We start from the raw sequence: 26,773 nt of genomic DNA on the forward strand, positions 1-26,773 counted from the left end.
TCCGCGTCATCCTACGGCGGTTCCGAACAGGCTGCCCAGGGCGTACGTCACACCGGCGGCCGCTCCGCCGAGGGCGAGCTGGCGCAGGCCGCTGTACCACCAGCTGCGCGCCGTCACCCTGGCCACGACCGCACCGCACAGGAAGAGCCCGACCAGCGCGAGCAGCACGGCGGGCCACAGGGCGCTCGCCCCGAGCAGATACGGCAGGACGGGCAGCAGCGCGCCGAGCGCGAAGGCGCCGAAGCTCGACACGGCGGCGACCGCCGGCGAGGGCAGGTCGCCGGGATCGATGCCCAGCTCCTCGCGGGCGTGTATCTCCAGGGCCTGTTCGGGATCGCGCGACAGCTGCCGGGCGACCTGCCGGGCGAGGGAGGCCTCGACGCCCCGTGCCTCGTACAGCGCGGCGAGCTCCGCCTCCTCGTCCTCGGGGTGCTTGTGCAGCTCCCGGCGTTCGACGTCGAGCTCGGCCTCGACGAGCTCGCGCTGCGAGGCGACGGAGGTGTACTCGCCGGCGGCCATGGAGAACGCGCCGGCCGCGAGTCCGGCGAGCCCGGTGAGCACGATGCCCGCGCGGCCGACCGACCCGCCGGCGACGCCGGTCATCAGGGCGAGGTTGGAGACCAGGCCGTCCATCGCACCGAAGACGGCGGGACGCAGCCAGCCTCCGTTCACGTCGCGGTGGGTGTGGTTGTCACGGTGCGCTTCGTGCAGCGCGGCTTCCGTCTCGATGATGGCCACGGGACTCCCCCATTAACTGAGCCTAAGCTAACTTTGGACTTCTTCTACCCTTTGACAACGTCCACCCTACGGCCGCGATTCCCCGCCCGCCAGCAAGGAGAGGCTGCCTTAACCTGCGCTTTCTCCGGTTTCGCTCACCTGAACGACTCGCTGTCGACCGGGTGACATGGCGGCCGCGCAGGCTCAGGTCAACCGCCGACGGTGGGACACATCCGCAAAGGGCTCCGCGCCCGTGCGCAGCCCCCTCAGGAGAGGCCCCGTATGGCATCGACCGCCTGCATCACCTCGGTGACGGCGCCGGGGGACGCCGTCGGACTGCGCGAACGGGCCCGCGGCGCGCTGCTCGGCCTCGCCGTCGGAGACGCCCTCGGAGCACCGGCCGAGAACATGAGGCCCTCGCAGATCCGCGCCCGCTGGGGCCGCGTCACGGGGTACGTCGCCGAGAAGCCGGCCGGCACGGACGACACCGAGTACGCGATCTTCTCGGGGCTGCTGTTGGCCCGGCACGGCTCGGCGCTCACCCCGGCGCATGTGGAGGCGGCCTGGCACCAGTGGATCGCAGGTCGCGCCGAGGGGCCCTTCCGCGGGGCGGGCTTCAGCGAGCGCGGCACCCTGGAGAACCTGCGCCGCGGGCTGGCCGCGCCCGTCTCCGCCCAGCACCGGCACGCCTGGAGCGACGGCCTCGCCATGCGCGCGGCGCCTTTCGGCGTCTTCGCCGCCGGCCGCCCCGCCGAGGCGGCCCGGCTCGTCGCCGTCGACGGCTCGGTCAGCCATGACGGCGAGGGCATCCACGGCGGGCAGGCGGTCGCGGCGGGCGTCGCGGCGGCGATGGCGGGCGCCTCCCCGGTCGCCGTCGTCGCCGCCGCGCTGGCCGTCATCCCCGAGGACTCCTGGACGGCCCGCTCCCTGCGCCGCGCGGTCACGGTCGCCCATCGCGGCGAACGGGCGGTCCGCTCGGCCGTCGTGATCGGCGGCTATCCGTGGACCGACCTGGCCCCCGAGGCCGTGGCGCTCGCCTTCGGCGCGTACGCGGCGGCGGACGGCGACTTCCGGGACGCCGTGCTGACGGCCGTGAACATGGGCCGCGACGCCGACACCACGGCTGCGGTGGCGGGCGCGCTGGCGGGGGCGACCCAGGGTGTCTCGGCGATCCCGCTGGAGTGGGCGGCCCCCATCGGCCCGGCGCGCGGCACGTGCCTGCCCTCCATGGCGGGCCACCACATCCTGGACGTGGCGGAACTGCTGATCCCCGACGAGGACCGCCGATGGGACACCACCGGCTCCACCCCCGCCCCCCACGAGGCGGAGGCCCTCTCATGACCCCACCGGCCCCCTGGACCGAAACCACCCCACCGGCGACACACCCCACCGAACCCACAACCGCGCCACCACCGGAGAAGGCCACACCCGGGACACCGCCAGAGGACGCCACACCCGGGACACCACCGGAGAAGACCACACCCGGAGGACCGCCGGAGAAGGCCACACCCGGGGCACCGCCGGAGAGGGCCGCATCCGGAGCACCGCCGGACGACGCCACGCTCGCGGCACCGCCGGGCCACGCCGCACACGCGGCGCAGTCTGTCGACGCCGCACTCACAGCACCGCCGAACAGCCCCCCACCCCTCGCCCAGCCGAACGAACCCGCACCCCAGGCACGACCGGACGAAACCGCACCCCTCGCACCGCCGGACGAAGCCGCACCCCCGGCACGACCGAACAGCCCCGCGCCCCCGGTGCAGCTCCACGGTCGCGCGGTCGCCGACGGTGGGGGCGCCCCACAGGGGCCACCCGCACCCGGCGACGAAAGCCGCACGGGCGGTGCGGGTGGAAAACACCGCCCGGCCGAAGGCGAAGCGGAGGCCGGAAAGCCGCCAGCCCGCGGTCAGGCACCCCGCACCGAGGGCCTCCTGCTGGGCCTAGCCGCAGGCGACGCCGCCGGATGGCCCGCCGCCCGCCACCGAGCCGCCCGCATGCCGGAGTGGACCCGCCGCCTCACCCGCGAGCTCGACATCTTCGCCGAGCAGAACGCGACGACCACGCTCCCCGTCCCCATCGCCCTCAACCAGTCCCCCGAACCCCTCCGCCTCGGCCCCTCCGACGACGCCGAATGGGCGGCCTTCGCCGCTGAGGCCGTCCTGCGCGCCGGCGACGACACCGCTCTGGGCGACCTCAGCCGGGACCGCCGGATGCGCGCCGCCATCGACCTCACCTGGAACGCCCTCGCCGCCGAGGTCGCCGCCGCGGCCGAACGCGCCCCGGAGACCGAGTCGGCCGTACTGCCCCTGCGCGCCCGCATCTCCGTACGGGCCGGGCTGGGCAACCTGGCCACCGGTCTGCGCCCGCCCGCGACCGGGCACGACAACCCGCACTACTTCGACGACGCCGCCTGCGTACGCGCGTGCGTGCTCGCCGTGGCCCACCCCGGCGACCCGCGACGGGCCGCCGACCTCGCCGAGTTCGACGCCCGCTACACCCAGGACGGCGACGGCGTGCACGGCGCCCGGGCGATGGCGGCGGCGCTCGCGCTCGCCCTGGCCGGCGCGCGGACGCGGGAGTGCGTGACGGCCGCCCTCGCCGAGCTGCCCGAGGAGACGGAGATCGGCCGCAACGCCCGCCACGCGCTGGAGCTCGCGCACCGCGCGGAGAGCGCCTTCGCGCTGGTGCCTTTGCTGGAACACCAGATCGTCGACCACGTGTACAGCTACGGCGTCGCGGCCGCCGAGACCGTCCCGGTCGCCCTGGCCCTCACTCTCGCCGCCGACGGCCGGATCGCCGAGGCGGTGCCGGCGGCGGCCTGTCTGTCGCGGGTGGCGGACTCCGCCCCCGCCCTCGCGGGCGCGCTCACCGGCGCGCTGGGCGGCGCCGCCGCGATCCCCGACTCCTGGCGCGCGGCCTGCCGCACCCTCTCCGGCTGTGCGCTCCCCCGCCTCACCGACACCGACCTCGTGGAACTCGCCGGGCTCCTGGAAACCACGCGACCGGCCCCACCGGAGGGATGATTCGGGCCATGACCCCCGAAAATCGGAGAACACCCCGCACACCACCCGAAGCGCTGCCCGAAACACCCGCCGGCGGGCCCCGCGGTCCCGGCCCGGCGCTGGAGGAGCGCGTCGCCGGCGCCCTCGTCGGCGCGGCCGTCGGCGACGCCCTCGGCGGTCCCGTCGAGGGATACTCCCCCGACCAGATCCTCCAGCGGCACGGCGGCCGCGTCCACGGCGTCGTCGGCCCGTGGCACGGCGCCGACTGGCGCACGGCCCGCCCCGTCGCCCCGTACCACAAGGGCGACGGGCACGTCACCGACGACACGTTGATGACGCACGCGCTGGTCCGCGTCTACACCACGGTCCGCGACCACCTCGACGCGTACGCGCTCGCCGACCACCTGGTGCCCGACCTGATGACGAACCCGCGCTGGATCCCGGAGCTGGAGGCGGAGACGCTCCCGCTGCACCGGATCTTCCTGGCGGAGAAGTGGCTGGTGGCACGGCTGCACTACGGACACGTCGATCCCCGCGAGGCGGGCGTCGGCAACATCGTCAACTGCGGGGCGGCGATGTACACGGCCCCCGTCGGCCTGGTCAACGCCGCGAACCCGGCGGCCGCGTACGCCGAGGCGATCGATCTCGCGGGCGCCCACCAGTCGTCGTACGGCAGGGAGGCGGCCGGCGTCCTCGCGGCGGCGGTCGCGGCGGCCTCGGCTCCGGGGGGGACGCCGGACTCGGTGGTGACGGCGTGTCTGGCCCTGGCGAAGGACGGCACCCGGACGGCGATCGAGAAGGTGTGCGAGACGGCGGCCCGGTACACCGACTTCGAGTCCGCCCTGGCCCCGCTGCGTGCGGCCGTCGCCCCCTACGACACCGTGGGCCCCGACTACAGGTCCCCGGCTCCGGACGCCCGCCGTCCCTCACGTGTGCGCGCGATCGAGGAACTCCCCGTGGCGCTGGGCATGCTGGTGGTGGCCGGTGGCGACTACCGGCACGCCGTCCTGGGCGCGGTGAACTACGGCCGCGACTGCGACTCGATCGCGACCATGGCCGGCGCGATGGCCGGCGCCCTGGGCTCCCCCGTCCCGGACGAGTGGTCCAAGCGGGTCGCGGAGGCGAGCCGGCTGGACCTGTGGGAGCCGGCCCGCACGCTCACCGAGGTCGCCCGGGAGGTCTTCGCCCGTGACGTCCGCGCCCGCCGGGCCCACGAGAGCGCCTTCGCCGCCCTCGGAGGCACGCGATGCTCCGACTGACCTGGACCCAGCCGGAGGACCTCCTCGGCCACGAGCTCCGGCAGGCCGCCCAGGACGGCCGCAACGCCTCGGCCGTCGCCGCCGTCGCGGCCCGCTGGAAGAGGGCCGGCGGCTGGGACCCCCCGGCCCGGGCCGGCGCCTCTCCCGAGCCCGCCTCCCCCTACCTCCGGCTGCTCGCGGAGGACCTCCTGGACGAACTGGCCGACCTGCCCGCCGCCACGGCGGAGGACGAGCCCACCGACCTGGACGGCGTCCGGCGCCTCTGCCCGCACTGGCCCCGCCCGGCCACCGCGGCCCCCGCCCCGGCCGTCACGCCCGCCGCCCTGGAAGCCGCCTGGCTCGGCCGGGCCGTCGGCTGCCTCCTCGGCAAACCGGTGGAGAAGCTGCCCCTGGACGGCATCCGCGCCCTCGCGAGGTCCACCGGGAACTGGCCGCTGAACGGGTACTTCACCGCCCGGGGCGTCCCGGCCGACCTGCTCGCCGCGCACCCCTGGAACCGCCGCTCGGCCGCCACGTCCCTCGCCGAGAACATCGACGGCATGCCCGAGGACGACGACCTCGACTACCCCCTGCTCAACCTGCTCCTGCTGCAACGCCACGGCCACGGCTTCACCACCGCCGACGTCGCCCGGCTCTGGCTGGACGAACTCCCCGCCGGCCGCGCCTTCACCGCCGAACGCCTCGCCTACCGCAACCTGCTCTGCGGCGTCGAACCCCCGCGCACCGCCGACCACCGCAACCCCTTCCGCGAGTGGATCGGCGCCCTCATCCGCGCCGACATGCACGGCTGGACCAACCCCGGCGACCCGGCCGCCGCGGCGGAACAGGCGCACCGCGACGCCACCCTCACCCACACCGCCAACGGCGTCTACGCGGCCATGTTCACGGCCGCCGCCATCGCCACCGCCGCGACCGGCGCGCACGACGTCCACGCCTGCCTCGCCGCCGGCCTCACCGTCGTACCGCCCCGCTCCCGGCTGGCCCGCGCCGTCACCCACGCCGTCCGGCTCGCCCGGTCCCACGACGACTTCGACACCGTCGTGGACGAACTCCACACCGTGTACGGCGCGACCCACCACTGGGTCCACGCCGTCCCCAACACCGCCCTGATCGCCGCCGCCCTCACCCACGCCGACGGGGACTTCACCGGATCCATCACCCGTGCGGTCGCGGGCGGCTGGGACACCGACTCCAACGGGGCCACCGCCGGCTCGGTCGCCGCGCTCCTCGCCGGCGCCCCCGCCGCCCTCCCCGACCGCTGGACGGCGCCCCTGAAGAACCGCCTCGCCACCTCGGTCGGCGGCTTCGACGGCGCCGGCTTCGACACCCTCGCCCACCTCACCCACCGGGAGGTCGCACGCCCATGACCGACATCGTCGTGCTCGGCAGCACCAACATGGACCTCGTCGCCTACGTCGCGAAGCCCCCGCAGCGCGGGGAGACCGTCACCGGGCGGGAGTTCCGCACGGTCCCCGGCGGCAAGGGCGCCAACCAGGCGATCGCCGCAGCCCACGCGGGCGCCAACGTCTCGATGATCGGCGCGGTCGGCAACGACGCCTTCGGCTCCCGACTGCGCTCCACCCTGGAGCACTCCGGCGTCGACACCGACCACCTGCGTACGGTGGAGGGCCCCTCCGGCACCGCGCACATCGTCGTCGACGACGAAGGCGGCAACGCGATCGTCGTCGTCCCCGGCGCGAACGGCACCGTCGACCACCTCGTGCCCGGCGACGAGGCCCTCATCGCCTCCGCCGACGCACTGCTGCTCCAGCTGGAGGTCCCCCTCGCGGCTGTCGTGGCCGGCGCGCAGGCGGCCCGCGACCACGGCGTGCGGACCGTCCTCACGCCCGCCCCCGCCCAGCACCTGCCCCCCGAACTTCTCGACACCACCGACCTGTTGGTGCCCAACGAGCACGAAGCCACCATCCTCACCGGCCGTATCGACCCGCGTGAGGCCGCCCTCGCCCTTCTGGACAGCGTCCCGGAGGTCGTCGTCACCCTCGGCGCGTCCGGCTGCCTGTACGCGACCCGCGGCGCCGAACCGCTGACCGTCCCCGCACCCCACGTCACCGCCGTGGACACCACCGGCGCGGGCGACACCTTCGTCGGCGCCCTCGCCGTGGCCCTCGGCGAGGAGCGTCCCGTGCGGGAGGCGCTCACGTGGGCGGCGGCCGCGGCGGCGCTGTCGGTCCAGCGATGGGGAGCGTCGGCGTCGATGCCGTACCGATCCGAGATCGACAAGCAGCACGCCTCATGACCGGGACCCGGACGGCCACCGCGTCCCCGGTGCCCGCCCCGCTGCACGGTCTGCGCGTCCTGGACCTGGCCACCCTCTTCGCCGGCCCCCTCGCGGCCACCATGCTCGGCGACTTCGGCGCCGAGGTCGTCAAGGTGGAGCACCCGGACAAGCCCGACCCCTCCCGGGGGCACGGCCCGGCCAAGGACGGCGTCGGGCTGTGGTGGAAGCTCCTCGGCCGCAACAAACGCGCGATCACGCTGAACCTGTCCCGGCAGGGCGGCCGGGCCGCCCTGCTGCGCCTCGCCGCCACCGCGGACGTGATCATCGAGAACTTCCGTCCTGGGACCCTGGAGAAGTGGGACCTCGGCTGGGAGGAGCTGTCGGCCGTCAACCCCCGGCTGATCCTCACCCGGGTCACCGCCTTCGGCCAGTTCGGCCCCTACGCCCACCGCCCCGGCTTCGGCACCCTCGCCGAGGCGATGAGCGGCTTCGCCGCGATCACCGGCGAACCGGACGCGCCGCCGACCCTGCCGCCGTTCGGCCTCGCCGACTCCATCGCGGCCCTGGCGACGGCGTACGCGGTGATGACGGCCCTCGCCGCCCGCGACCGCACCGGCGAGGGGCAGGTCGTCGACATGGCGATCATCGAGCCGATCCTGACCGTCCTCGGCCCCCAGCCCCTCTGGTACGACCAGCTGGGCTACGTGCAGGAGCGCACCGGCAACCGGTCCGCCAACAACGCCCCGCGCAACACCTACCGCGCGGCGGACGGCGGTTGGGTCGCCGTGTCGACGTCGGCGCAGTCGGTCGCCGAGCGTGTCATGCGGCTGGTCGGCCGCCCCGACCTGATCGACGAGCCGTGGTTCACCACGGGTGCCGGCCGGGCCGCCCACGCCGACGTCCTCGACGAGGCGGTCGGCCGCTGGATCGCGTCGAACACGGTCACCGACGTCCTGGCCGCCTTCGAGAAGGCGGAGGCGGCCGTCGCCCCGGTCCAGGACGTCCGGGACGTGATGACGGACCCGCAGTACCAGGCCCTGGACACGCTCACCACCGTCGATGACCCCGAACTGGGCCCGATCCGGATGCAGAACGTCCTCTTCCGGCTCTCCTCGACGCCCGGCTCGATCCGCTGGGCCGGCCGACCGCACGGCGCGGACACCGAGACCGTCCTCGCCGAGGCCGGCCTCACCCCCGCCGACCTGGCCTCCCTGCGCGCGGAGGGCGCCCTGTGACCTTCCCGCTCACCTGGCTCTACGCCCCCGGGGACCGCCCGCACGTGGTCGCCAAGGCCCTCGGCTGCGGCGCGGACGTCGTCGTGATCGACCTGGAGGACGCGGTCGCCCCGGACCGCAAGGAGTACGCCCGCGCGGCGACCGCCGAACTCCTTGCGGACACGCCGCCGGTCCCGGTCCACGTCCGGATCAACGGCCTGGACGGCCCGCTGGCCCCGGCCGACCTCGCGGCGGTGGCGGGACTGCCCGGAGTCTCGGGGCTGCGGCTGCCGAAGGTGACCTCGCCGGGGCAGATCACCCGGATCGCGGAGGCGACCGCCCCCTCGGGCGGCGGCGCGCCCCCGCTGTTCGCCTTGGTGGAGACGGCTCTCGGCATCGAACACGCCCACGCCGTGGCCTGCGCCCACCCGGCCCTGCGCGGCATCGCGCTGGGCGAGGCGGATCTACGGGCCGACCTGGGCGTACGGGAGGACGCGGGGCTCGACTGGTGCCGCTCCCGTGTGATCGTCGCCGCCCGGGCCGCCGGTCTGCCCCCGCCGCCGCAGTCCGTCCACCCCGACACCCGTGACCTGGAGGGCCTGGCGGCCTCCTGCGCCCGTGGCCGCACCCTGGGCTTCCTGGGCCGCGCCGCGATCCACCCCCGTCAGCTGCCGATCATCGAGCGGGCCTATCTGCCGACGCAGCGGGAGCTCGAGGAGGCGGAGACGATCGTGAAGGCGGCGGCGACCGAACAGGGGGCGCAGGCCCTCCCGGACGGCCGCTTCATCGACGCGGCGGTGGTGGCTGCGGCCCAGCGCACGCTGTCCCTGGCCCGCAGCGGCTGAACCCCGGCCCCGACACGCGGTGAGGGCGCCCGGAGACCCCGGGCGCCCTCACCGTCGTACCGCGTCAGCAGGCCCTGTTCAGCGGGCCGAGCGGCTGTCAGCTCTTCTTGCCGGCGGACTCGGCCTCAGTTCCGGTGCCGGCCTTGTCCTTGGCCTCGGCTTCCGCTTCGGCTTCGGTCTCAGCCCTGGCGTCGGACCCGGTCTTCGTCTTGGCGTCGGTCTTGGCCCCGGTCCCGGACTTCAGCTCCTTCGCCTCGCCGGAAGAGTCAGAAGAAGCGACCTTGTCGGCCTTCTCTGTCTTGTCCGCCTTCTCGGCCTTGTCCGGGCGCGGTCCGTCCTCTTCCTTCTCGGCCTCGCCGTCCCCGGCCGTCTCACCGTCGGAGGCGGCCTCGGGCTCCACGATCTCCTCGCGGCCCGGCCGCTTCTTCGCCGACACCACGAGGTAGACCACCGCGAGCAGGAAAACGATCATCGCGGTCCAGTTGTTGAGCCGCAGACCGAGGATGTGGTGGGCGTCGTCGACGCGCATGTACTCGATCCAGAAGCGGCCCACGCAGTACGCGGCGACGTACAGCGCGAACGCCCGTCCGTGGCCGAGCTTGAAGCGGCGGTCGGCCCAGATGACGAGGAGGGCGACGCCGACGCACCACAGCGACTCGTACAGGAACGTCGGGTGGTAGTACCCCGGCACCCGGCCGTCCGCGGCGGAGGTGATGTGCAGGGCCCACGGCAGGTCCGTCTCGCGCCCGTAGAGCTCCTGGTTGAACCAGTTGCCCCAGCGGCCGATGGCCTGGGCGAGGGCGATGCCGGGCGCGATGGCGTCGGCGTAGGCGGGCAGCGGGACGCCCCGGCTGCGGCAGCCGATCCACGCGCCCACCGCGCCGAGCGCGATCGCGCCCCAGATTCCGAGGCCGCCCTCCCAGATCTTGAAGGCGTCCACCCAGTCACGGCCCTCGCTGAAGTACAGCTCGTAGTCCGTGATCACGTGGTAGAGCCGGCCGCCGACCAGGCCGAAGGGCACGGCCCAGACCGCGATGTCGGCCACCGTGCCGGCCCGCCCGCCCCGGGCGATCCAGCGCCTGTTGCCGAGCCAGACCGCGACGAAGACGCCGATGATGATGCAGAACGCGTAGCCGCGCAGCGGGACGGGGCCGAGGTACAGCACTCCGCGCGACGGGCTGGGAATGTAGGCAAGTTCCATGGCAGGGTCGACGCTACCGTGCCGGGCCGGGCGCACGGCAGCCAGCCCGGCTACGGCTGCGTAACAGGCGGGGCGGGAGCACCGCCTCAGCCCTGGTCCGCCTCCTCCACCATCTTCTTGAGCTTCGCGGGCGTCATCGACCGGTCCGCGTAGATGTTCTTGCCGTTGAACAGCACGGTGGGGGTGCCGCCGAAGCCGCCCTTCTGGAAGGCCTCGTTGGACTTCACGACCCAGCTGTTGTGCTTGCCGTCCTCGACGCAGGCGCGGAACGCGGGCGTGTCGAGGCCGTCGACCTTGCCGGCCAGCTTGATCAGCTCGCTGTTGTCGGCGTAGGCGTCGTCGGTCTCGGGCGGCTGGTTGCGGAACAGCACGTCGTGGTAGGCGGGGAACTTCCCGGCGTCCTGGGCGCAGGCGGCGGCGTTGGCGGCGTTCCTGGAGCCGGTGCCGCCCATGTTGCCGTCGATGAGGGTGACGAGGTGGTACTCCGCCTTGAGCTTGCCGGCCTCGGTCAGTTCGTGGACCGTCGAGCGGTAGTTGTTCTCGAAGCCCTTGCAGGCGGGGCAGCGGAAGTCCTCCCACACGGTGAGCGTGGCCTTGGCGTCGTCCGGGCCGACCGGGATCGCCAGGGCGTCCTTGCCCTGGGCGCCCGAGGGCGCCACGACCGGGCCCGCGCTGTCCCGGCCGTCGTCCTTGCCGGCGTTCGCCGCGACCACGCCGATGACCGCCGCCAGGCCCAGCACGCACACCACGCTCGCGGTGACGATCAACGTCCGGCGCCGCCGCTCCCCGGCCTTCTGCTTCTCACGCTCGACCGCCAGCCGCTCCCTGGCGGTGCGCTTCCCTTCACGATTCTTCTCGCTCACACCCCGGAAACGAACCGGGGAGGCGCTGCGCGCCTCCCCGGCCCCATGTCCACCCGTTCGAGTGAGCGAACGAGGCGTTTTCTGTTGCGGATGCCCCTACGTCACGCCTGGCCGCGCACGCCCTTGGCCAGGTCACCGGCGAGCGCGCGCACCGCTTCGACGCCGGCCGCGTCGTCCGGGGCGTCCAGCATCCGCTTGACGAAGGCCGAGCCGACGATCACCCCGTCGGCGAAGCCGGCGACCTCGCGGGCCTGTGCCGCGTCGGAGACGCCGAGGCCGACGCAGACGGGCAGGCCGCTGCCGGTGGCCCGGGTGCGTTCGACGAGGTCCTGGGCCTGCGCGCCGACCGACTCACGGGTGCCGGTGACGCCCATCAGCGAGGCCGCGTAGACGAAGCCGCTGCCCGCCGCGGTGATCTGCGCGAGCCGCTCGTCCTTGCTGCTGGGCGCCACGACGAAGACCGTCGCCAGGCCGTGCTTCTCGGCGTGCTCCCGCCACAGCGCCGCCTCCTGCACGGGCAGGTCGGGCAGGATCGCCCCGGCCCCGCCCGCCTCGGCGAGCTCGGCGGTGAACCGCTCGACGCCGTAGCGGTCGATGGGGTTCCAGTACGTCATGACGAGCACCGGCTTGCCGGTGGCCGCGTGGGCCTCGCGGACCGTGCGCATCACGTCGGCGATCCTGACGCCGCCGCGCAGGGCGATGTCGTCGGCGGTCTGGATGACCGGGCCGTCCAGGACGGGGTCGCTGTGCGGCAGACCGACCTCGACGACGTCGGCGCCGCCGTCGAAGACGGCCTTGATCGCCTCGATGCCGCCGTCCACGGTCGGGAACCCGGCCGGGAGGTAGGCGATGAGGGCGGAGCGGCCCTCGGCCTTGGCGGCGGCGAGGGTGTCCGTCAACAGGTGGATGTTGCCGCTCACTTGGCGTCCCCCTCGATCTCGGCGGTGCCGGAGGCGTCGTCGGCGACCTCCGCGTCGATGTCGTACAGGCCGAAGTAGCGGGCGGCGGTGTCCATGTCCTTGTCGCCGCGGCCGGAGAGATTGACGACGATCAGCCCGTCCGGGCCCAGCTCCTTGCCGACCTCCAGGGCGCCGGCCAGAGCGTGGGCGCTCTCGATGGCCGGGATGATGCCCTCGGTGCGCGACAGCAGGCGCAGCGCCTGCATGGCGGCGTCGTCGGTGACCGCCCGGTACTCGCCGCGGCCGGAGTCCTTGAGGTAGGAGTGCTCGGGGCCGATGCCCGGGTAGTCCAGTCCGGCGGAGATGGAGTACGGCTCGGTGATCTGGCCCTCGTCGTCCTGAAGGACGTAGGAGCGGGAGCCGTGGAGGATGCCGGGCTCGCCCGCGGTGAGGGTGGCCGCGTGCTCGCCGGTCTCCACGCCGTGTCCGGCGGGCTCGCAGCCGATGAGGCGTACGCCGGTGTCGGGGATGAAGGCGTGGAAGAGGCCGATGGCGTTGGAGCCGCCGCCGACGCAGGCGATGGCCGCGTCGGGGAGGCGTCCGGCGCGTTCGAGGAGCTGGCGGCGGGCCTCGACGCCGATGACGCGGTGGAAGTCGCGGACCATGGCCGGGAAGGGGTGCGGGCCGGCCACGGTGCCGAACAGGTAGTGGGTGCGGTCGACGTTGGCGACCCAGTCCCGGAAGGCCTCGTTGATGGCGTCCTTGAGGGTGCGGCTGCCGGACTTCACCGCGACGACCTCGGCGCCCAGCATGCGCATCCGGGCCACGTTGAGAGCCTGGCGCCGGGTGTCGATCTCGCCCATGTAGATGGTGCAGTCCAGGCCGAACAGCGCGCAGGCGGTCGCCGTGGCGACGCCGTGCTGTCCCGCGCCGGTCTCGGCGATCACGCGGGTCTTGCCCATGCGCTTGGTGAGCAGGGCCTGGCCGAGCACGTTGTTGATCTTGTGCGAGCCGGTGTGGTTGAGGTCTTCCCGCTTCAGGAAGACCCGTGCGCCACCGGCGTGTTCGGCGAACCGGGGCACCTCGGTGAGGGCGCTGGGGCGGCCGGTGTAGTGGACGAGCAGGTCGTCGAGTTCGCGGGCGAACTCGGGATCGACCTTGGCCTTGTCGTACTCGACGGCGACCTCGTCCACGGCGGCGACGAGGGCCTCCGGGATGAACTTGCCGCCGAAGTCGCCGAAGTAGCCTTCGGCGGTGGGGACCCGACCCTCGGGGTCGGGAACGAAGAACTCGCTGGGCATGCGGATACCTCACGGTGAGTGCGTGGAAAGACACTGTTCGCCGTGGGGGCGGGGGTTGTCCGACGACGTCAGGCCGTCAGTGGCTGGTCGCGCCCGCGCGGCGGTAGCCGCACATCGGATGTCGCCCCGCGCCCCTGAAGGGGCGCTGCCATCGACGGCCGTTCACCTGTCCCGGTTCGTCTCCGATGACGTACCTGACCCTGCGGCCGTGCACCCGGCGGGCGGGCGCGCGGCAGCCTCGGGGACGGCAGCCGCGCGCGAGGCGGGCGTACCGGTCCACGGTCGTCATGGTGGGAGTCATCGCCGGCCAGCCTACCGAAAGCTCAGCCGCGGCCGTGCCGCAGTGCCGGGTGCTCGCCCGCGGCGACCAGGTCGGCGACCGCGGTCCTGGGATCGCGGCCGGTGACGAGGGACTCGCCGACCAGGACCGCGTCGGCGCCGGCGTTGGCGTACGCGATGAGGTCGTGCGGGCCGCGGACGCCGGACTCGGCGACCTTGACGATGTGGTCGGGGATCTCGGGGGCGACCCGGTCGAAGGTGCCCCGGTCGACCTCAAGCGTCTTCAGGTTGCGCGCGTTGACGCCGATCACCTTGGCGCCCGCGTCCACCGCGCGCTCGACCTCGTCCTCGTCGTGGACCTCGACGAGCGGGGTGAGGCCGATGGAGACGGCGCGCTCGATCAGCGACTCCAGGGCCGACTGGTCGAGGGCGGCCACGATCAGCAGCGCGAGGTCGGCGCCGTAGGCGCGGGCCTCCCACAGCTGGTACGAGGTGACGATGAAGTCCTTGCGCAGCACGGGGATGTCCACGCGCGCGCGGACCGCCTCCAGGTCGCCCAGCGAGCCGCCGAAGCGGCGCTGTTCGGTGAGGACGGAGATGACGGCCGCGCCACCCGCCTCGTAGTCGGCGGCCAGTGCGGCCGGGTCGGCGATCGCGGCCAGCGCGCCCTTGGACGGGCTGGAGCGCTTGACCTCGCAGATCACCTTGACGCCGTCGCCCCTGAGCGCGGCGACCCCGTCCTTGGCGGCGGGAGCCTTCGCCGCGCGCTCCTTGAGCTCGTCGAGGCTGACGCGCGCCTGCCGCTCCGCGAGGTCGGCACGGACTCCGTCGATGATCTCGTCGAGCACACTCACGCGAGCGGCCCCCTTCCAGACGGGTGACAGTTCGGGCGACCAGTGGAAGCCCCTTGGCCACTGCGATGGTATCCGGAGGAACCCGAAGGCCTCACATCCGCTTGACAGCGGCCCCACCACCTGGACTTTCGCCCGGCGATCACGGATGCAGCCAGCCGCCGAAGGGCAGGTTCCGGACAATCGTGAAGGCCACGAGCGCCGCGCCCAGCGCCCACTGGTGCGCCGGCCGGAGGTCGAGGCGGACGGGGCGTCCGCGGGCCGCGCGGACCACCCAGACGGCCCACAGCACGGCGAGGAGCGGGTAGGCGGCCACGGCGAGCGCGTTGGCGTGCAGGGCGGTCACGAGGTCGCCGTGCACGAGGGCGTGGGCGCCGCGCAGGCCGCCGCAGCCGGGGCAGTACAGGCCGGTGAACCGCAGGAGCGGGCAGACCGGGTAGTGGCCGGGCTCGTTGGGGTCGACGGTCCCGACGTAGGCGAAGGCGGCGGTGACGGCCGCGAGGAGGGCGGCGGGCACGGCCAGCCGGCCGAGGACGGACCCCCGGGCCGGGGGCGTCGCGGGGAGCGGCGGGGGCGGCGGTGTCACGCTGCGGCTGTCGGCGGTCACGCCTGGCATTGTGCCCCGCCCGGACGGCACGCGCGCGTGAGGGACGGCCCGGCCGCCCGGGTCGCGCACACGCGTGAGGGGCGGCCGGTCGTCCACCGGCCGCCCCTCATCGCGGCTCACAGGTCCTTGCGGCGGCCCGGATCAGCTCTCGGCGGTGGCCGGGGCGGGGCGGGCCGCGACCTTGTGCACCGGGTGGACCTCCTTGGGCTGGCCGAGGCCCATCGCGCGCATCACGGCGCCGACGACGCCGCCGAGGACGACGATCACCATGCCGGCCCAGAAGCCCAGCGGCTGGGCCATCACCATGAACGCGCCCGCGACGCAGAAACCGATGAAGGCGATGGTGACACCGGTCCAGGCGGCCGGGGTGTGTCCGTGGCTGCTGCCCGCCATGACTTTGCTCCTCGTTGCTGTCTGTGGTTCGCACGTGTGGCACGTGTCCGAGCCGGAGGCTCGCCGTCCATTGTCCCGTACGCGGGCGCGTGGCGGATGCGGGGGTCGGTTCCCGGGGCGTCTGATTCGCCACACCGGGGACCGCGGGGCGGCCGGCCTCAGGCGGGGCCCGTGCCGGTGGGGTCCTCGCCGCGGTCCAGTGCCTTCCAGATCTCCTCGGGCCGGTCCGGGTCGGCGGCGGCCGGGGTCCTGCGGCGGGGCCGGGGGGCGCTGCCGCGCTCGTAGCGGCCGGACATGGCGGGCCACAGGCTGCCGTAGCGCAGGGCGAGCAGTCCGGCCAGGAGGATCAGGGCGCCGCCCACGGCGGCGGCGTAGGGCCAGCCGGTGTGGGTGAGGGTGGCGACGGTGGCGGAGGTGTCGCCGGAGGCCTGGGCGGCCTTCTCGTCGAGCGCGGAGCTGTCGGAGGCGCCGATCAGGGCGGCGGCGACGATCCCGGCGCCGGAGAGCGCGAGCAGGACGGCGACCGCGAAGCGGCCGGCCCTGCGGACGGCGAAGACGGCGACGAGCGCGGCGAGGCCCACTATCGCGAGCGCGGCGGGGACGCCGGTGACGTCGCTGCCCTGGGCGGTCAGGGAGAAGTCGCCGCCGGGCACCGTCACCGTGCCCTGCGACCAGCGCTGCCGGGTGGCGAGCAGGGCCACGGCCGCGCCCAGCGCACCGCACAGCAGGGCGAGGGCGAGACTCCGGCGGCCGGACCGGGCGGGGGCGGCGGCATCGGATCGGGGGGGAGGAACAGCAGTCACGTACCCCACTATCGCCTGAACCCCGCCCGTTCCGTCACCCGGGGTTGCGTGAGAAGCACCCCACTCGTCGTGGAAAGCGCCTACCCCCGCGCCTGCCCCGCGCCTACTTGCCCAGCCGGTTCGCGGTGTGCACCGCGCGCAGGACGGCGGCGGCCTTGTTGCGGCACTCCTGGTCCTCGGCGACCGGGTCGGAGTCGGCGACGATCCCGGCGCCGGCCTGGACGTAGGCGGTGCCGTCGCGCAGCAGGGCGGTGCGGATGGCGATGGCGGTGTCGGAGTCGCCGGCGAAGTCGAGGTAGCCGACGCAGCCGCCGTACAGGCCGCGCCGGGAGGGCTCCAGTTCGTCGATGATCTGCATGGCGCGGGGCTTGGGCGCGCCGGAGAGGGTGCCGGCGGGGAAGCAGGCGGTGAGGACGTCGAAGGCGGTGCGGCCGGGCGCGACCTTGCCGGTGACGGTCGAGACGATGTGCATGACGTGGGAGTACCGCTCGACGGACATGAAGTCGACGACCTCCACCGAGCCGGGCTCGCAGACCCGCCCGAGGTCGTTGCGGCCGAGGTCGACGAGCATGAGGTGCTCGGCGCGCTCCTTGGGGTCGGCGAGGAGTTCGTCGGCGAGGGCCTGGTCCTCCTGCGGGGTGGCCCCGCGGTGCCGGGTGCCGGCGATGGGGTGGACCATGGCCCGCCCGTCCTCGACCTTGACCAGGGCTTCCGGGCTGGAGCCCACGATGTCGAAGCCGTCGAGGCGGATCAGGTACATGTACGGGGAGGGGTTGGTGGCCCGCAGCACGCGGTAGACGTCCAGGGCGCTCGCCGTGCACGGCGTCTCGAAGCGCTGGGAGGGGACCACCTGGAAGGCCTCACCGGCCCGGATCCGCTCCTTGATGTCCTCGACGGCCACCTGGAAGTCGGGGCCGCCCCACAGCGCGGTGTACTCGGGGAGCTCGGAGGGCGGCAGGACGGCGGGGGGCTGGGCCACCGCGCGCGAGAGGTCCGCCTCCATGGCGTCCAGACGGGCGACCGCGTCCGCGTACGCCTCGTCCACGCCGGTGTCGAGGTCGTTGTGGTTGATCGCGTTGGCGATCAGCAGGACCGAGCCCTCCCAGTGGTCCATGACGGCCAGGTCGCTGGTGAGGAGCATGGTCAGCTCGGGCAGCTTCAGGTCGTCGCGCTCGCCGGGGCCGATCTTCTCCAGGCGGCGGACGATGTCGTAGCCGAGGTAGCCGACCATGCCGCCGGTGAAGGGCGGCATGCCCTCCTGGTGGGGGGTGTGCAGGGCCTCGATGGTGGCGCGCAGGGCGGCGAGGGGGTCGCCGTCGACGGGGACGCCGACGGGCGGCGCGCCGAGCCAGTGCGCCTGGCCGTCGCGGGCGGTGAGGGTCGCGGCGGACCGCACGCCGACGAAGGAGTAACGGGACCAGGACCGGCCGTTCTCCGCGGACTCCAGCAGGAAGGTCCCGGGGCGCTCGGCGGCGAGCTTGCGGTAGAGCGCGACGGGGGTGTCGCCGTCGGCGAGGAGCTTGCGGGTGACCGGGATGACCCGCCGGTCGGTGGCGAGCTTGCGGAACGTCTCGAGGTCCATGGCGGCTGACCTTACTGATCCCGGGCGGTGACGCCGGAATCGGCGGTCCGCAGGAGCACGTCGGCGTCGAAGCAGGTGCGGTCGCCGGTGTGGCAGGCGGCGCCGACCTGGTCGACCTGGACCAGCACGGTGTCGGCGTCGCAGTCGAGGGCGACGGACTTCACCCACTGGACGTGGCCGGAGGTGTCGCCCTTGACCCAGTACTCCTGACGGCTGCGGGACCAGTAGGTGCAGCGGCCGGTGGTGAGAGTGCGGTGCAGCGCCTCGTCGTCCATCCAGCCGAGCATGAGCACCTCACCGGTGTCGTACTGCTGGGCGATGGCGGGAACGAGCCCGTCGGGGCTGCGCCTGAGGCGCGCGGCGATCTCCGGGTCGAGGCTGCTGCGGGAGGGCGTGCTGGTCATGCGGCCATTGTGCCGCGCGCCGGTGACAGTCCCCGGCCGGTGTCCACTGGATGGGCACGGCGGCGCCCGGACCGGCGCCCGGCCGGGGTGACGGGTGGGCGGACCCGCCGCACGGTCGTAGGCTGACGGCATGTCGACTTTCGCCAAGCGTGAACGGCTCCTTCTCGCCGACCTCTTGGAAACCGCGGGTCCCACCGCGCCGACCCTGTGCGAGGGCTGGCAGACCCGTGACCTGGCCGCGCACGTGGTGGTGCGCGAGCGGCGGCCGGACGCCGCCGGAGGTCTGCTCATCAAACAGCTGGCGTCCCGGCTGGACAGGACGATGGAGGAGTTCGTCGCCAAGCCGTACGCGGAGCTGATCCAGTTGATCCGTACCGGGCCGCCGCGGTTCTCGCCCTTTCAGCTGAAGCCGGTCGACGAGGCGGCCAACACGGTCGAGTTCTACGTCCACACCGAGGACGTGCGTCGTGCGCAGCCGGACTGGTCGGCGCGCGAACTCGACCCGGTGTTCCAGGACGCGCTGTGGTCGCGGCTGGAGCGCACGGCCCGGCTGACGGGCCGCTCGGCCCCGACGGGGCTGGTGCTGCGCCGCCCGGACGGCCGTACGGCGGTCGCCAACCGCGGCACGCCGGTGGTGACGGCGACCGGCGAGCCGTCGGAGCTGCTGCTGTTCCTGTACGGCCGACAGGGCGCCGCCCAGGTGGACCTGGTCGGCGACCACGAGGCGATCACCAGGCTGCGGGGCGGCAAGCAGCTCGGGATCTGAGGGGACGAGCCGTGATCAAGGTCGCCATGACGAGCGTGTACGTCGACGACGTCGCCGAGGCCCACGCGTTCTACACGCGCGTGCTGGGGTTCGAGACCCGTATGCACGTGGACCTCGGCGGCGGCGCCCTGTTCGTCACCGTGGGCGCGCCCGAGGGGGCCCAGCCGGATCTCCAGCTGCTGCTGGAGCCGGGCCAGGGGCCCATCGCGGAGCCGTACCGGGCGGCGCTGCGGGCGGCGGAGCTGCCCTGCATCGTCTTCTCCGTGGACGACATCCACGCGGAGTACGAGCGGTTGCGCGGCCTCGGCGTCCGGTTCGCGCAGACGCCGCGGGAGCAGGGACCGGTGATCTCGGCCGTCCTGGACGACACGGTCGGCAACTTCGTGCAGCTGGCCCAGCCGAAGGAGTAGCTGTCCGGGTCAGCCCGGGAGTTCGGCGCGGCGCAGGGCGGGGACGGCGAGAGCCACGACGCCGCCGAGCGCGCAGACGGCCGCGCTGACGGCGAACACCGGGCCGGTGCCCCAGACCTGGACCGCGGCGGCGGACACCGGCATGCTCAGCGGGGCGAGGCCCAGGCTGACCAGCCCGGACAGGGCGGTGACGCGGCCGAGGAAGGCGGGGTCGGACTGAGTCTGCAGCAGGGCCCCGCACAGGGCGCCGCTGAGCCCCGCCAGCAGTCCCACCGCCAGCGCGGCCCCGACGGCCCCGGCGACGGTCGGTACCCGGGCGAGGGCGGCGATGGCCACCGAGCCCGCGATGATGGCGGCGCCCGCGACCAGGCCGGCACGGGGCACACGTCCGCGCACGGTCAGCAGCAAGGAGACCCCGCCCGCGCCGGCGCCGAACGCGGCGAGGATCCAGCCCATGCCGGCGGCCCCCCAGCCGCGTTCGTCGGCGAGCAGCGTGAGACCCACGTTGAGGGGGCCGACGAACCCCAGGTCGCCGAGGGCGATGGCCGGCATCAGGGGCGCGAGGACGGGATGCCGGCGGACGTACCCGAGGCCGCCCGCGAGGTCGCGCCAGGCGGTGGAGCGTCGTTCGCCGGCGTCGGACGCTTCGTCCAGGGGCGTCTTCGCGACCCGGAGGGTCACCAGCAGCGGCAGCGACACGGCGATCAGCAGGCCCGCGACGGCGAACGCCGCCGCCGCCCCGCCCACCGCGACGGCGAGGCCGCCGAGCGGGGCGCCGACGACGTTGGCGGCGCGGACCGCGAGCCCGCGCATGCCCTGTACCCGGGCGAGCTGCCCCTTGCCGGTGAGCCGCGCCGGCAGGGCCCCCACGGCGGGCAGGAACAAGGCGTCGACGGCCCCGAACACCAGGGCGAGCAGCGCGAGGAGCCACAGCCCGGGGCTGGCGAGGAACAACAGCGCGGCGACGGCGAGCACGGCCGCGCACCTCAGGGCGTCGCTGCCGATGACGACCCTGCGCGGCCCCAGCCGGTCGACGATCACTCCCCCGCCCAGCAGGAGCAGCGCCCGGGGCACGGCACTGACCGTCATCACCAGCCCGGCCTCGGCGGGCGTCCCCCGCTGCACCGCCGCCCAGGAAAGAGTGAGGTAGTAGACCCCGTCCCCGACCATGGAGGCCGTATAGGCGCCGACCCAGCGCAACACGTTGCCGTCCCGATGAGCGGGCCGTTCGTCGACCGGCTCGGCCCGAGCGGTGACCGTGGACGCCACGAGGGGACCTCTCTTCTCGCGAGGGAAACGGCTTCGTCGACCCGGTCGGCCGGCTGGGAGGCGGTCGCCGTCCCATGAGTGAGCCCCGGCCACCTGGTGGCCGGGGCTCACTCATGAGTGTCAGCGGACCGGGTGGCCCGCTTCGCGGAGGGACTGCTTGACCTCGTTGATGCGGAGGTCTCCGAAGTGGAAGACCGACGCCGCCAGGACCGCGTTCGCGCCCGCTTCGACGGCCGGGGGGAAGTCGGTGAGGCGGCCGGCGCCGCCGGAGGCGATCACCGGGAGGGTGACGTGCTTGCGGACGGCGGCGATCATCTCCAGGTCGTAGCCGTCCTTCGTGCCGTCGGCGTCCATCGAGTTCAGCAGGATCTCGCCCGCGCCCAGTTCGGCCGCCCGGTGCGCCCACTCGACGGCGTCGATGCCGGTGCCCTTGCGGCCGCCGTGGGTGGTCACCTCGAAGGAGCCGGAGGCGGTGCGGCGGGCGTCGACCGAGAGGACCAGCACCTGGCGGCCGAAACGCTCGGCGATCTCGCGGATCAGGTCCGGGCGGGCGATCGCGGCGGTGTTGACGCCCACCTTGTCCGCGCCGGCCCGCAGCAGCTTGTCGACGTCCTCCGGGGTGCGCACCCCGCCGCCGACGGTGAGCGGGATGAACACCTGCTCGGCGGTGCGGCGCACCACGTCGTAGGTGGTCTCGCGGTTGCCCGAGGAGGCGGTGATGTCCAGGAACGTCAGCTCGTCGGCGCCCTCGGCGTCGTACACCTTGGCCATCTCGACGGGGTCGCCCGCGTCGCGCAGGTTCTGGAAGTTGACGCCCTTGACGACCCGGCCGTTGTCGACGTCCAGGCAGGGGATGACTCGCACGGCCAGGGTCATGCGGGGGCTCCTCGGAATGCCTCCACCTCGACCTCGACGACCAGGCTCGGGTCCACGAGGCCGGAGACGATGATCATCGATGCGGCGGGGCGGACGGCGTCGAACAGCTCCTTGTGCGCGCGTCCGACCTCCTCCACGTCCCGCGCGTGGGTGAGGTACATGCGCGTGCGCACCACGTCGTCCCGCCCGAGGCCCAGCTCCGCCAGGGCCGAGAGGGCGACGTTGAAGGCGTTGACGGTCTGCTCGTACGGACCGCCCCCGGCGATCTGTCCGTCCACTATCGAGGTGCACCCGGAGACGAGCACCAGGCCGCTCGGCAGTTCCACGGCTCGGGAGTACCCGAAGGTGTCCTCCCAGGGCGCGCCGGTGGTGACGCGTCGCAGATCGCTCACTTGGACACCGCCTCCAGGGCCTCTTCCAGGGTGAACGCCTTCGCGTAGAGCGCCTTGCCGACGATCGATCCCTCGACACCGAGCGGCACGAGTTCGGCGATGGCGCGCAGGTCGTCGAGGGACGACACGCCGCCGGAGGCCACCACGGGGCGGTCGGTAGCGGCGCACACGTTCTTCAGCAGTTCCAGGTTCGGTCCCTGGAGGGTGCCGTCCTTGGCGATGTCGGTGACGACGTACCGCGCGCAGCCCTCCGCGTTGAGGCGCTCCAGCGTCTCGTAGAGGTCGCCGCCGTCGCGGGTCCAGCCCCGGCCGCGCAGGGTCGTGCCGCGTACGTCGAGACCGACGGCGATCTTGTCGCCGTGCTCGGCGATGACCTTGGCGACCCACTCGGGGGTCTCCAGGGCGGCCGTGCCCAGGTTGACCCGGGTGCAGCCGGTGGCGAGGGCGGCGGCGAGGGTGTCGTCGTCGCGAATGCCGCCGGACAGCTCCACCTTGATGTCCATCGCCTCGGCGACCTCCGCGATCAGCTCGCGGTTGTCGCCCGTGCCGAACGCGGCGTCGAGGTCGACCAGGTGCAGCCACTCGGCGCCGGACCGCTGCCAGGCGAGGGCGGCCTCCAGCGGGGAGCCGTAGGAGGTCTCGGTGCCGGACTCGCCGTGGACCAGGCGGACGGCCTGGCCGTCGCGAACGTCGACGGCGGGGAGGAGTTCGAGCTTGCTCACAGGGTTCCGATCCAGTTGGTGAGGAGCTGGGCTCCGGCGTCGCCGGACTTCTCGGGGTGGAACTGCGTGGCCCACAGGGCGCCGTTCTCCACGGCGGCCACGAACGGCTTGCCGTGCGTCGACCAGGTCACCTTGGGCGCCCGCATCGCCGGGTTGTGCGCCTCCAGGGACCAGTCGTGGACGGCGTAGGAGTGCACGAAGTAGAAGCGGGCGTCGGCGTCCAGGCCGGCGAAGAGCTCGGAGTCGGTGGGCGCGTCGACGGTGTTCCAGCCCATGTGCGGGACGATCTCGGCCTGGAGCGGCTCGACCGAGCCGGGCCACTCGTCGAGGCCCTCGGTCTCCACGCCGTGTTCGATGCCGCGCGCGAACAGGATCTGCATGCCGACGCAGATGCCCATCACCGGGCGCCCGCCGGACAGTCGGCGGTCCACGATCCAGTCGCCACGCGCCTCGCGCAGGCCCTTCATGCAGGCGGCGAAGGCGCCGACGCCCGGCACCAGCAGCCCGTCGGCGTTCATCGCGGTGTCGAAGTCACGGGTGATCTCCACCTCGGCCCCGGTGCGCGCGAGGGCGCGCTCGGCGGAACGGACGTTGCCGAAGCCGTAGTCGAAGACCACGACCTTCTTGCTCGCGGTGCTCAACTCCACACCTCCAGCCGCATGACGCCGGCGACGAGGCACATCGCGGCGCCGATGGAGAGCAGCACGATGAGGCTCTTGGGCATCTGCTGCTTGACGAAGGAATAGACGCCGCCGGCGAGGAAGAGGCCGACGACGATCAGCAGGGTGGACAGTCCGGTCATGCCTACAGCGCGCCCTTCGTGGACGGGAGGATGCCCGCCGCGCGCGGGTCCCGCTCGGACGCGTAGCGCAGGGCCCGGGCCAGCGCCTTGAACTGGCACTCCACGATGTGGTGCGCGTTGCGCCCGTAGGGCACGTGCACGTGCAGCGCGATCTGCGCCTGGGCGACGAAGGACTCCAGGATGTGCCGGGTCATGGTGGTGTCGTACTCGCCGATCATCGGCGCCATCTTCTCGGGCTCGGTGTGCACGAGGTAGGGGCGGCCGGAGAGGTCGACGGTGACCTGGGCGAGGGACTCGTCCAGCGGGACCGTGCAGTTGCCGAAGCGGTAGATGCCCACCTTGTCGCCGAGGGCCTGCCGGAAGGCGGCGCCGAGCGCGAGCGCGGTGTCCTCGATGGTGTGGTGGGAGTCGATGTGCAGGTCGCCGTCCGTCTTGACGGTGAGGTCGAACAGACCGTGCCGGCCGAGCTGGTCGAGCATGTGGTCGTAGAAGCCGACGCCGGTGGCGATGTCTGTCTTCCCGGTGCCGTCGAGGTCGATCTCGACCAGGACGGACGTCTCCTTGGTCGTACGCTCCACGCGTCCAACGCGAGTCATGAACCCTGCTCCTTCTTGATCTCCCGGACCGCGTCGAGGAACGCGTCGTTCTCTTCGGGCGTGCCGGCGGTGACCCTCAGCCACCCGGGCACGCCGTTGTCCCGGACCAGGACGCCCCGGTCGAGGATCTTCCGCCAGACGGCGTGGGCGTCGTCGAACCGGCCGAACTGCACGAAGTTGGCGTCCGAGGCGGTCACCTCGTAGCCGAGGCCCAGCAGTTCGCTGACCAGGCGGTCCCGCTCCCCCTTCAGCTGCTCGACGTACTTCAGCAGTGTGCCGGTGTGCTCCAGCGCGGCCAGGGCGGTCGCCTGCGTGACGGCCGACAGGTGGTAGGGCAGCCGGACCAGCTGCACGGCGTCCACGACGGCCGGGTGCGCGGCGAGGTAGCCGAGGCGCAGTCCGGCCGCGCCGAAGGCCTTGGACATCGTGCGGGAGACGACGAGATTCGGCCGGTCTTGGAGCAGCGGCAGCAGCGAGTCGCCGTGGCTGAACTCGATGTACGCCTCGTCCACGATCACCATGGACGGTTTGGCGGCCTGCGCCGCCTCGTACAGGGCGAGGACGGTCTCGGCCGGGACGGCGGTGCCGGTGGGGTTGTTGGGGGTGGTGACGAAGACGACGTCGGGCCGGTGCTTTGCGATCGCCTGCCGCGCGGCGGCGACGTCGATGGTGAAGTCGTCGTGGCGCGGGCCGGAGATCCAGCCGGTGCCGGTGCCGCGCGCGATGAGGCCGTGCATGGAATACGACGGCTCGAAGCCGATCGCGCTCCGGCCGGGCCCGCCGAAGGTCTGCAGCAGTTGCTGGATGACCTCGTTGGAGCCGTTGGCCGCCCACACGTTGGCGAGCCCGACCTCGTACCCGGAGGTGTCGGTGAGGTACTCGGCGAGCCGGGTGCGCAGTTCGACGGCGTCGCGGTCCGGGTAGCGGTTGAGGTCCCGGGCGGCCTCGCGCACCCGCTCGGCGATCCGCTCGACCAGCGGCTCGGGCAGCGGGTAGGGGTTCTCGTTGGTGTTCAGCCGTACGGGGACGTCCAACTGGGGCGCTCCGTAGGGGGACTTGCCGCGCAGCTCGTCCCGTACGGGAAGATCGTCGATTCCGAGGTTCACTTGCTCGTCGGTACCTTCCAGCCGAACCTTGCCTTGATCGCCGCGCCGTGCGCCGGCAGGTCCTCCGCCTCCGCCAGCGTGACCACGTGGTGCGCGACGTCGGCCAGCGCCTCGCGCGTGTAGTCGACGATGTGGATGCCGCGCAGGAAGGACTGCACGGACAGACCGGAGGAGTGGCAGGCGCAGCCGCCGGTGGGCAGGACGTGGTTGGAGCCGGCGGCGTAGTCGCCGAGGGAGACCGGGGCCCAGGGGCCGACGAAGACCGCGCCGGCGTTGCGCACCCGGGCGGCGACGGCGGCCGCGTCGGCGGTCTGGATCTCCAGGTGCTCCGCGCCGTAGGCGTCGACGACCCGCAGGCCCTCCTCGACGCCGTCGACGAGGACGATCGCGGACTGCCGGCCCTCGAGGGCGGGGACGATCCGGTCGTCGATGTGCCGGGTGGCCGCGACCTGCGGCTGCAGTTCCTTCTCGACCGCGTCCGCCAGCTCGACGGAGTCGGTGACCAGCACGGCGGCGGCCAGCGGGTCGTGTTCCGCCTGGCTGATGAGGTCGGCGGCGACGTGCACCGGGTCGGCCGTGGAGTCGGCGAGGACCGCGATCTCGGTCGGGCCGGCCTCGGCGTCGATGCCGATCTTGCCGGTGAAGTAGCGCTTGGCGGCGGCGACCCAGATGTTGCCGGGGCCGGTGACCATGTTCGCGGGCGGGCAGGACTCGGTGCCGTGCGCGAACATCGCGACGGCGGTCGCGCCGCCCGCGGCGTACACCTCGTCGACGCCGAGCAGGGCGCACGCGGCGAGGATCGTCGGGTGGGGCAGGCCGCCGAAGTCGGCCTGCGCCGGGGAGGCGAGCGCGATGGACCCGACGCCGGCCTCCTGGGCCGGGACGACGTTCATCACCACGGAGGACGGGTAGACCGACCGCCCGCCGGGCGCGTACAGCCCGACGCGGTCCACGGGGACCCACTTCTCGGTCACGGTGCCGCCCGGCACGACCTGGGTGGTGTGCGTCTCGCGGCGCTGTGCGCGGTGGACGAGGCGGGCGCGGCGGACGGACTCCTCCAGGGCCGCGCGCACCGCCGGGTCGAGTTCCTCCAGCGCGCGCTTGAGGGCCTCGGCGGGCACCCGCACCTGGTCGAGGCGGACCCCGTCGAACTTCTCGGCGAAGTCGATCAGTGCCGCGTCGCCCCGATGATGCACGGCCTCGCAGATCGGGCGCACCTTCTCCAGGGCGGCCGAGACGTCGAAGTCGGCTCGGGGCAGCAGGTCGCGCAGGGCGGGGCCCTCGGGGAGGGCGTCGCCGCGCAGATCGATTCGGGAGAGCACGTCGTCAATTGTCTCAGACCGGAATCGGGGGGCGTCCGCGCGTATCAATGGCT

General features: G+C 73.6%; 30 protein-coding genes. 9 read left to right on the forward strand and 21 right to left on the reverse strand.

Features of this window, described 5'->3' with window-relative positions:
• Window positions 1–6: 6 nt before the first annotated feature.
• Window positions 7–738, reverse strand: a complete 732-nt coding sequence (locus ACIOC0_RS26250) for a VIT1/CCC1 transporter family protein (RefSeq protein WP_402158003.1) — start codon at window positions 736–738, stop codon at window positions 7–9.
• A gap of 261 nt (window positions 739–999) precedes the next feature.
• Between ACIOC0_RS26250 and ACIOC0_RS26255 the strand changes: the two genes are divergently transcribed.
• From ACIOC0_RS26255 to ACIOC0_RS26285, 7 genes are all read left to right on the forward strand, one after another.
• Window positions 1,000–2,058: an ADP-ribosylglycohydrolase family protein gene (locus ACIOC0_RS26255; protein WP_402158005.1), complete on the forward strand. Its 1,059-nt coding sequence runs from the start codon at window positions 1,000–1,002 to the stop codon at window positions 2,056–2,058.
• A 416-nt stretch (window positions 2,059–2,474) separates the two neighbouring features.
• A complete protein-coding gene (locus tag ACIOC0_RS26260) occupies window positions 2,475–3,740 on the forward strand; it encodes an ADP-ribosylglycohydrolase family protein (RefSeq protein ID WP_402158007.1) in 1,266 nt (421 codons plus the stop codon).
• Window positions 3,741–3,748: 8 nt separating this feature from the next.
• A complete protein-coding gene (locus ACIOC0_RS26265; protein WP_402158009.1) occupies window positions 3,749–4,978 on the forward strand; it encodes an ADP-ribosylglycohydrolase family protein in 1,230 nt (409 codons plus the stop codon).
• Window positions 4,966–6,345: an ADP-ribosylglycohydrolase family protein gene (locus tag ACIOC0_RS26270; protein ID WP_402158010.1), complete on the forward strand. Its 1,380-nt coding sequence runs from the start codon at window positions 4,966–4,968 to the stop codon at window positions 6,343–6,345. The genes ACIOC0_RS26265 and ACIOC0_RS26270 overlap by 13 nt, the downstream gene beginning before the upstream one ends.
• Window positions 6,342–7,235: a ribokinase gene (gene rbsK, locus ACIOC0_RS26275; protein ID WP_402158011.1), complete on the forward strand. Its 894-nt coding sequence runs from the start codon at window positions 6,342–6,344 to the stop codon at window positions 7,233–7,235. The genes ACIOC0_RS26270 and rbsK overlap by 4 nt, the downstream gene beginning before the upstream one ends.
• Entirely contained in the window at window positions 7,232–8,452 is a 1,221-nt protein-coding gene (locus ACIOC0_RS26280) for a CaiB/BaiF CoA transferase family protein (protein WP_402158013.1), read from the forward strand. The genes rbsK and ACIOC0_RS26280 overlap by 4 nt, the downstream gene beginning before the upstream one ends.
• On the forward strand, window positions 8,449–9,276 hold the full coding sequence (locus ACIOC0_RS26285; RefSeq protein ID WP_402158014.1) for an HpcH/HpaI aldolase/citrate lyase family protein: 828 nt from the start codon (window positions 8,449–8,451) through the stop codon (window positions 9,274–9,276). The genes ACIOC0_RS26280 and ACIOC0_RS26285 overlap by 4 nt, the downstream gene beginning before the upstream one ends.
• 97 nt (window positions 9,277–9,373) lie before the next feature.
• Here ACIOC0_RS26285 and lgt read toward each other — a convergent pair whose 3' ends face one another.
• From lgt to hisI, 11 genes are all read right to left on the reverse strand, one after another.
• The gene (lgt, locus tag ACIOC0_RS26290; RefSeq protein WP_402158016.1) at window positions 9,374–10,477 is read right to left on the reverse strand and encodes a prolipoprotein diacylglyceryl transferase; all 1,104 of its coding nucleotides are present in this window, start codon (window positions 10,475–10,477) and stop codon (window positions 9,374–9,376) included.
• A gap of 86 nt (window positions 10,478–10,563) precedes the next feature.
• A complete protein-coding gene (locus tag ACIOC0_RS26295) occupies window positions 10,564–11,340 on the reverse strand; it encodes a DsbA family protein (RefSeq protein ID WP_402158018.1) in 777 nt (258 codons plus the stop codon).
• 101 nt (window positions 11,341–11,441) lie between these two features.
• Window positions 11,442–12,260, reverse strand: a complete 819-nt coding sequence (gene trpA, locus ACIOC0_RS26300; protein ID WP_402158019.1) for a tryptophan synthase subunit alpha — start codon at window positions 12,258–12,260, stop codon at window positions 11,442–11,444.
• On the reverse strand, window positions 12,257–13,540 hold the full coding sequence (gene trpB / locus ACIOC0_RS26305) for a tryptophan synthase subunit beta (protein ID WP_402158021.1): 1,284 nt from the start codon (window positions 13,538–13,540) through the stop codon (window positions 12,257–12,259). Before trpB ends, trpA begins: the two co-directional genes overlap by 4 nt.
• 76 nt (window positions 13,541–13,616) lie before the next feature.
• A complete protein-coding gene (trpM, locus tag ACIOC0_RS26310) occupies window positions 13,617–13,841 on the reverse strand; it encodes a tryptophan biosynthesis modulator TrpM (protein WP_130437261.1) in 225 nt (74 codons plus the stop codon).
• Window positions 13,842–13,863: 22 nt separating this feature from the next.
• Complete coding sequence (gene trpC / locus ACIOC0_RS26315) at window positions 13,864–14,673, reverse strand: indole-3-glycerol phosphate synthase TrpC (RefSeq protein WP_402158022.1); 810 nt, start codon at window positions 14,671–14,673, stop codon at window positions 13,864–13,866.
• A 139-nt stretch (window positions 14,674–14,812) separates the two neighbouring features.
• Window positions 14,813–15,286, reverse strand: a complete 474-nt coding sequence (locus ACIOC0_RS26320; protein ID WP_402158024.1) for a DUF2752 domain-containing protein — start codon at window positions 15,284–15,286, stop codon at window positions 14,813–14,815.
• Between the two features lie 132 nt (window positions 15,287–15,418).
• Window positions 15,419–15,670, reverse strand: coding sequence for an HGxxPAAW family protein (locus ACIOC0_RS26325; RefSeq protein WP_130437258.1), 252 nt, complete (start codon window positions 15,668–15,670; stop codon window positions 15,419–15,421).
• A gap of 158 nt (window positions 15,671–15,828) precedes the next feature.
• Window positions 15,829–16,482 carry a TIGR02234 family membrane protein gene (locus ACIOC0_RS26330; protein ID WP_402158025.1) on the reverse strand — a complete coding sequence of 218 codons (654 nt, stop codon included), beginning with the start codon at window positions 16,480–16,482 and terminating at the stop codon, window positions 15,829–15,831.
• 94 nt (window positions 16,483–16,576) lie between these two features.
• Window positions 16,577–18,055 carry an anthranilate synthase component I gene (locus tag ACIOC0_RS26335; RefSeq protein ID WP_402158026.1) on the reverse strand — a complete coding sequence of 493 codons (1,479 nt, stop codon included), beginning with the start codon at window positions 18,053–18,055 and terminating at the stop codon, window positions 16,577–16,579.
• Between the two features lie 11 nt (window positions 18,056–18,066).
• Window positions 18,067–18,459: a phosphoribosyl-AMP cyclohydrolase gene (gene hisI, locus ACIOC0_RS26340; RefSeq protein WP_402158028.1), complete on the reverse strand. Its 393-nt coding sequence runs from the start codon at window positions 18,457–18,459 to the stop codon at window positions 18,067–18,069.
• 130 nt (window positions 18,460–18,589) lie between these two features.
• Between hisI and ACIOC0_RS26345 the strand changes: the two genes are divergently transcribed.
• Together ACIOC0_RS26345 and ACIOC0_RS26350 are read left to right on the forward strand one after the other, a co-directional pair.
• On the forward strand, window positions 18,590–19,225 hold the full coding sequence (locus ACIOC0_RS26345; RefSeq protein ID WP_402158029.1) for a TIGR03085 family metal-binding protein: 636 nt from the start codon (window positions 18,590–18,592) through the stop codon (window positions 19,223–19,225).
• An 11-nt stretch (window positions 19,226–19,236) separates the two neighbouring features.
• Window positions 19,237–19,635, forward strand: coding sequence for a VOC family protein (locus tag ACIOC0_RS26350; protein WP_402158031.1), 399 nt, complete (start codon window positions 19,237–19,239; stop codon window positions 19,633–19,635).
• Window positions 19,636–19,644: 9 nt separating this feature from the next.
• Here ACIOC0_RS26350 and ACIOC0_RS26355 read toward each other — a convergent pair whose 3' ends face one another.
• From ACIOC0_RS26355 to hisD, 9 genes are all read right to left on the reverse strand, one after another.
• Window positions 19,645–20,904: an MFS transporter gene (locus tag ACIOC0_RS26355; protein ID WP_402158032.1), complete on the reverse strand. Its 1,260-nt coding sequence runs from the start codon at window positions 20,902–20,904 to the stop codon at window positions 19,645–19,647.
• 120 nt (window positions 20,905–21,024) lie between these two features.
• Window positions 21,025–21,780 carry an imidazole glycerol phosphate synthase subunit HisF gene (hisF, locus tag ACIOC0_RS26360; protein ID WP_402158033.1) on the reverse strand — a complete coding sequence of 252 codons (756 nt, stop codon included), beginning with the start codon at window positions 21,778–21,780 and terminating at the stop codon, window positions 21,025–21,027.
• The gene (locus ACIOC0_RS26365; protein ID WP_402158034.1) at window positions 21,777–22,172 is read right to left on the reverse strand and encodes a RidA family protein; all 396 of its coding nucleotides are present in this window, start codon (window positions 22,170–22,172) and stop codon (window positions 21,777–21,779) included. Before ACIOC0_RS26365 ends, hisF begins: the two co-directional genes overlap by 4 nt.
• Window positions 22,169–22,894 carry a bifunctional 1-(5-phosphoribosyl)-5-((5-phosphoribosylamino)methylideneamino)imidazole-4-carboxamide isomerase/phosphoribosylanthranilate isomerase PriA gene (gene priA, locus ACIOC0_RS26370; RefSeq protein WP_402158035.1) on the reverse strand — a complete coding sequence of 242 codons (726 nt, stop codon included), beginning with the start codon at window positions 22,892–22,894 and terminating at the stop codon, window positions 22,169–22,171. The genes ACIOC0_RS26365 and priA overlap by 4 nt, the downstream gene beginning before the upstream one ends.
• Window positions 22,891–23,541 (reverse strand): imidazole glycerol phosphate synthase subunit HisH, encoded by a 651-nt coding sequence (gene hisH / locus ACIOC0_RS26375; RefSeq protein WP_402158038.1) that lies wholly within the window; start codon window positions 23,539–23,541, stop codon window positions 22,891–22,893. Before hisH ends, priA begins: the two co-directional genes overlap by 4 nt.
• A complete protein-coding gene (locus tag ACIOC0_RS26380) occupies window positions 23,532–23,696 on the reverse strand; it encodes a hypothetical protein (protein ID WP_165430299.1) in 165 nt (54 codons plus the stop codon). Before ACIOC0_RS26380 ends, hisH begins: the two co-directional genes overlap by 10 nt.
• 2 nt (window positions 23,697–23,698) lie before the next feature.
• Entirely contained in the window at window positions 23,699–24,292 is a 594-nt protein-coding gene (gene hisB, locus ACIOC0_RS26385) for an imidazoleglycerol-phosphate dehydratase HisB (RefSeq protein ID WP_132886235.1), read from the reverse strand.
• Entirely contained in the window at window positions 24,289–25,398 is a 1,110-nt protein-coding gene (locus ACIOC0_RS26390; protein WP_402158039.1) for a histidinol-phosphate transaminase, read from the reverse strand. Before ACIOC0_RS26390 ends, hisB begins: the two co-directional genes overlap by 4 nt.
• Window positions 25,395–26,720, reverse strand: a complete 1,326-nt coding sequence (gene hisD, locus ACIOC0_RS26395; protein WP_130437246.1) for a histidinol dehydrogenase — start codon at window positions 26,718–26,720, stop codon at window positions 25,395–25,397. Before hisD ends, ACIOC0_RS26390 begins: the two co-directional genes overlap by 4 nt.
• Window positions 26,721–26,773: the final 53 nt, after the last annotated feature.

This window comes from Streptomyces sp. NPDC088254 (assembly GCF_044740925.1).
GTDB lineage: Bacteria > Actinomycetota > Actinomycetes > Streptomycetales > Streptomycetaceae > Streptomyces.

Bases quoted from the DNA above. Each gene is read 5' to 3' on its own strand.
- hisB (WP_132886235.1), bottom strand. From the start codon at position 24,292: ATGACTCGCGTTGGACGCGTGGAGCGTACGACCAAGGAGACGTCCGTC.
- rbsK (WP_402158011.1), top strand. From the start codon at position 6,342: ATGACCGACATCGTCGTGCTCGGCAGCACCAACATGGACCTCGTCGCC.
- ACIOC0_RS26335 (WP_402158026.1), bottom strand. From the start codon at position 18,055: ATGGACCTCGAGACGTTCCGCAAGCTCGCCACCGACCGGCGGGTCATC.
- ACIOC0_RS26380 (WP_165430299.1), bottom strand. From the start codon at position 23,696: ATGACCGGACTGTCCACCCTGCTGATCGTCGTCGGCCTCTTCCTCGCC.
- ACIOC0_RS26280 (WP_402158013.1), top strand. From the start codon at position 7,232: ATGACCGGGACCCGGACGGCCACCGCGTCCCCGGTGCCCGCCCCGCTG.
- ACIOC0_RS26345 (WP_402158029.1), top strand. From the start codon at position 18,590: ATGTCGACTTTCGCCAAGCGTGAACGGCTCCTTCTCGCCGACCTCTTG.
- ACIOC0_RS26270 (WP_402158010.1), top strand. From the start codon at position 4,966: ATGCTCCGACTGACCTGGACCCAGCCGGAGGACCTCCTCGGCCACGAG.
- hisF (WP_402158033.1), bottom strand. From the start codon at position 21,780: ATGACCCTGGCCGTGCGAGTCATCCCCTGCCTGGACGTCGACAACGGC.
- ACIOC0_RS26265 (WP_402158009.1), top strand. From the start codon at position 3,749: ATGACCCCCGAAAATCGGAGAACACCCCGCACACCACCCGAAGCGCTG.
- lgt (WP_402158016.1), bottom strand. From the start codon at position 10,477: ATGGAACTTGCCTACATTCCCAGCCCGTCGCGCGGAGTGCTGTACCTC.
- ACIOC0_RS26255 (WP_402158005.1), top strand. From the start codon at position 1,000: ATGGCATCGACCGCCTGCATCACCTCGGTGACGGCGCCGGGGGACGCC.
- ACIOC0_RS26325 (WP_130437258.1), bottom strand. From the start codon at position 15,670: ATGGCGGGCAGCAGCCACGGACACACCCCGGCCGCCTGGACCGGTGTC.
- trpB (WP_402158021.1), bottom strand. From the start codon at position 13,540: ATGCCCAGCGAGTTCTTCGTTCCCGACCCCGAGGGTCGGGTCCCCACC.
- ACIOC0_RS26320 (WP_402158024.1), bottom strand. From the start codon at position 15,286: ATGCCAGGCGTGACCGCCGACAGCCGCAGCGTGACACCGCCGCCCCCG.
- trpM (WP_130437261.1), bottom strand. From the start codon at position 13,841: ATGACTCCCACCATGACGACCGTGGACCGGTACGCCCGCCTCGCGCGC.
- hisI (WP_402158028.1), bottom strand. From the start codon at position 18,459: ATGACCAGCACGCCCTCCCGCAGCAGCCTCGACCCGGAGATCGCCGCG.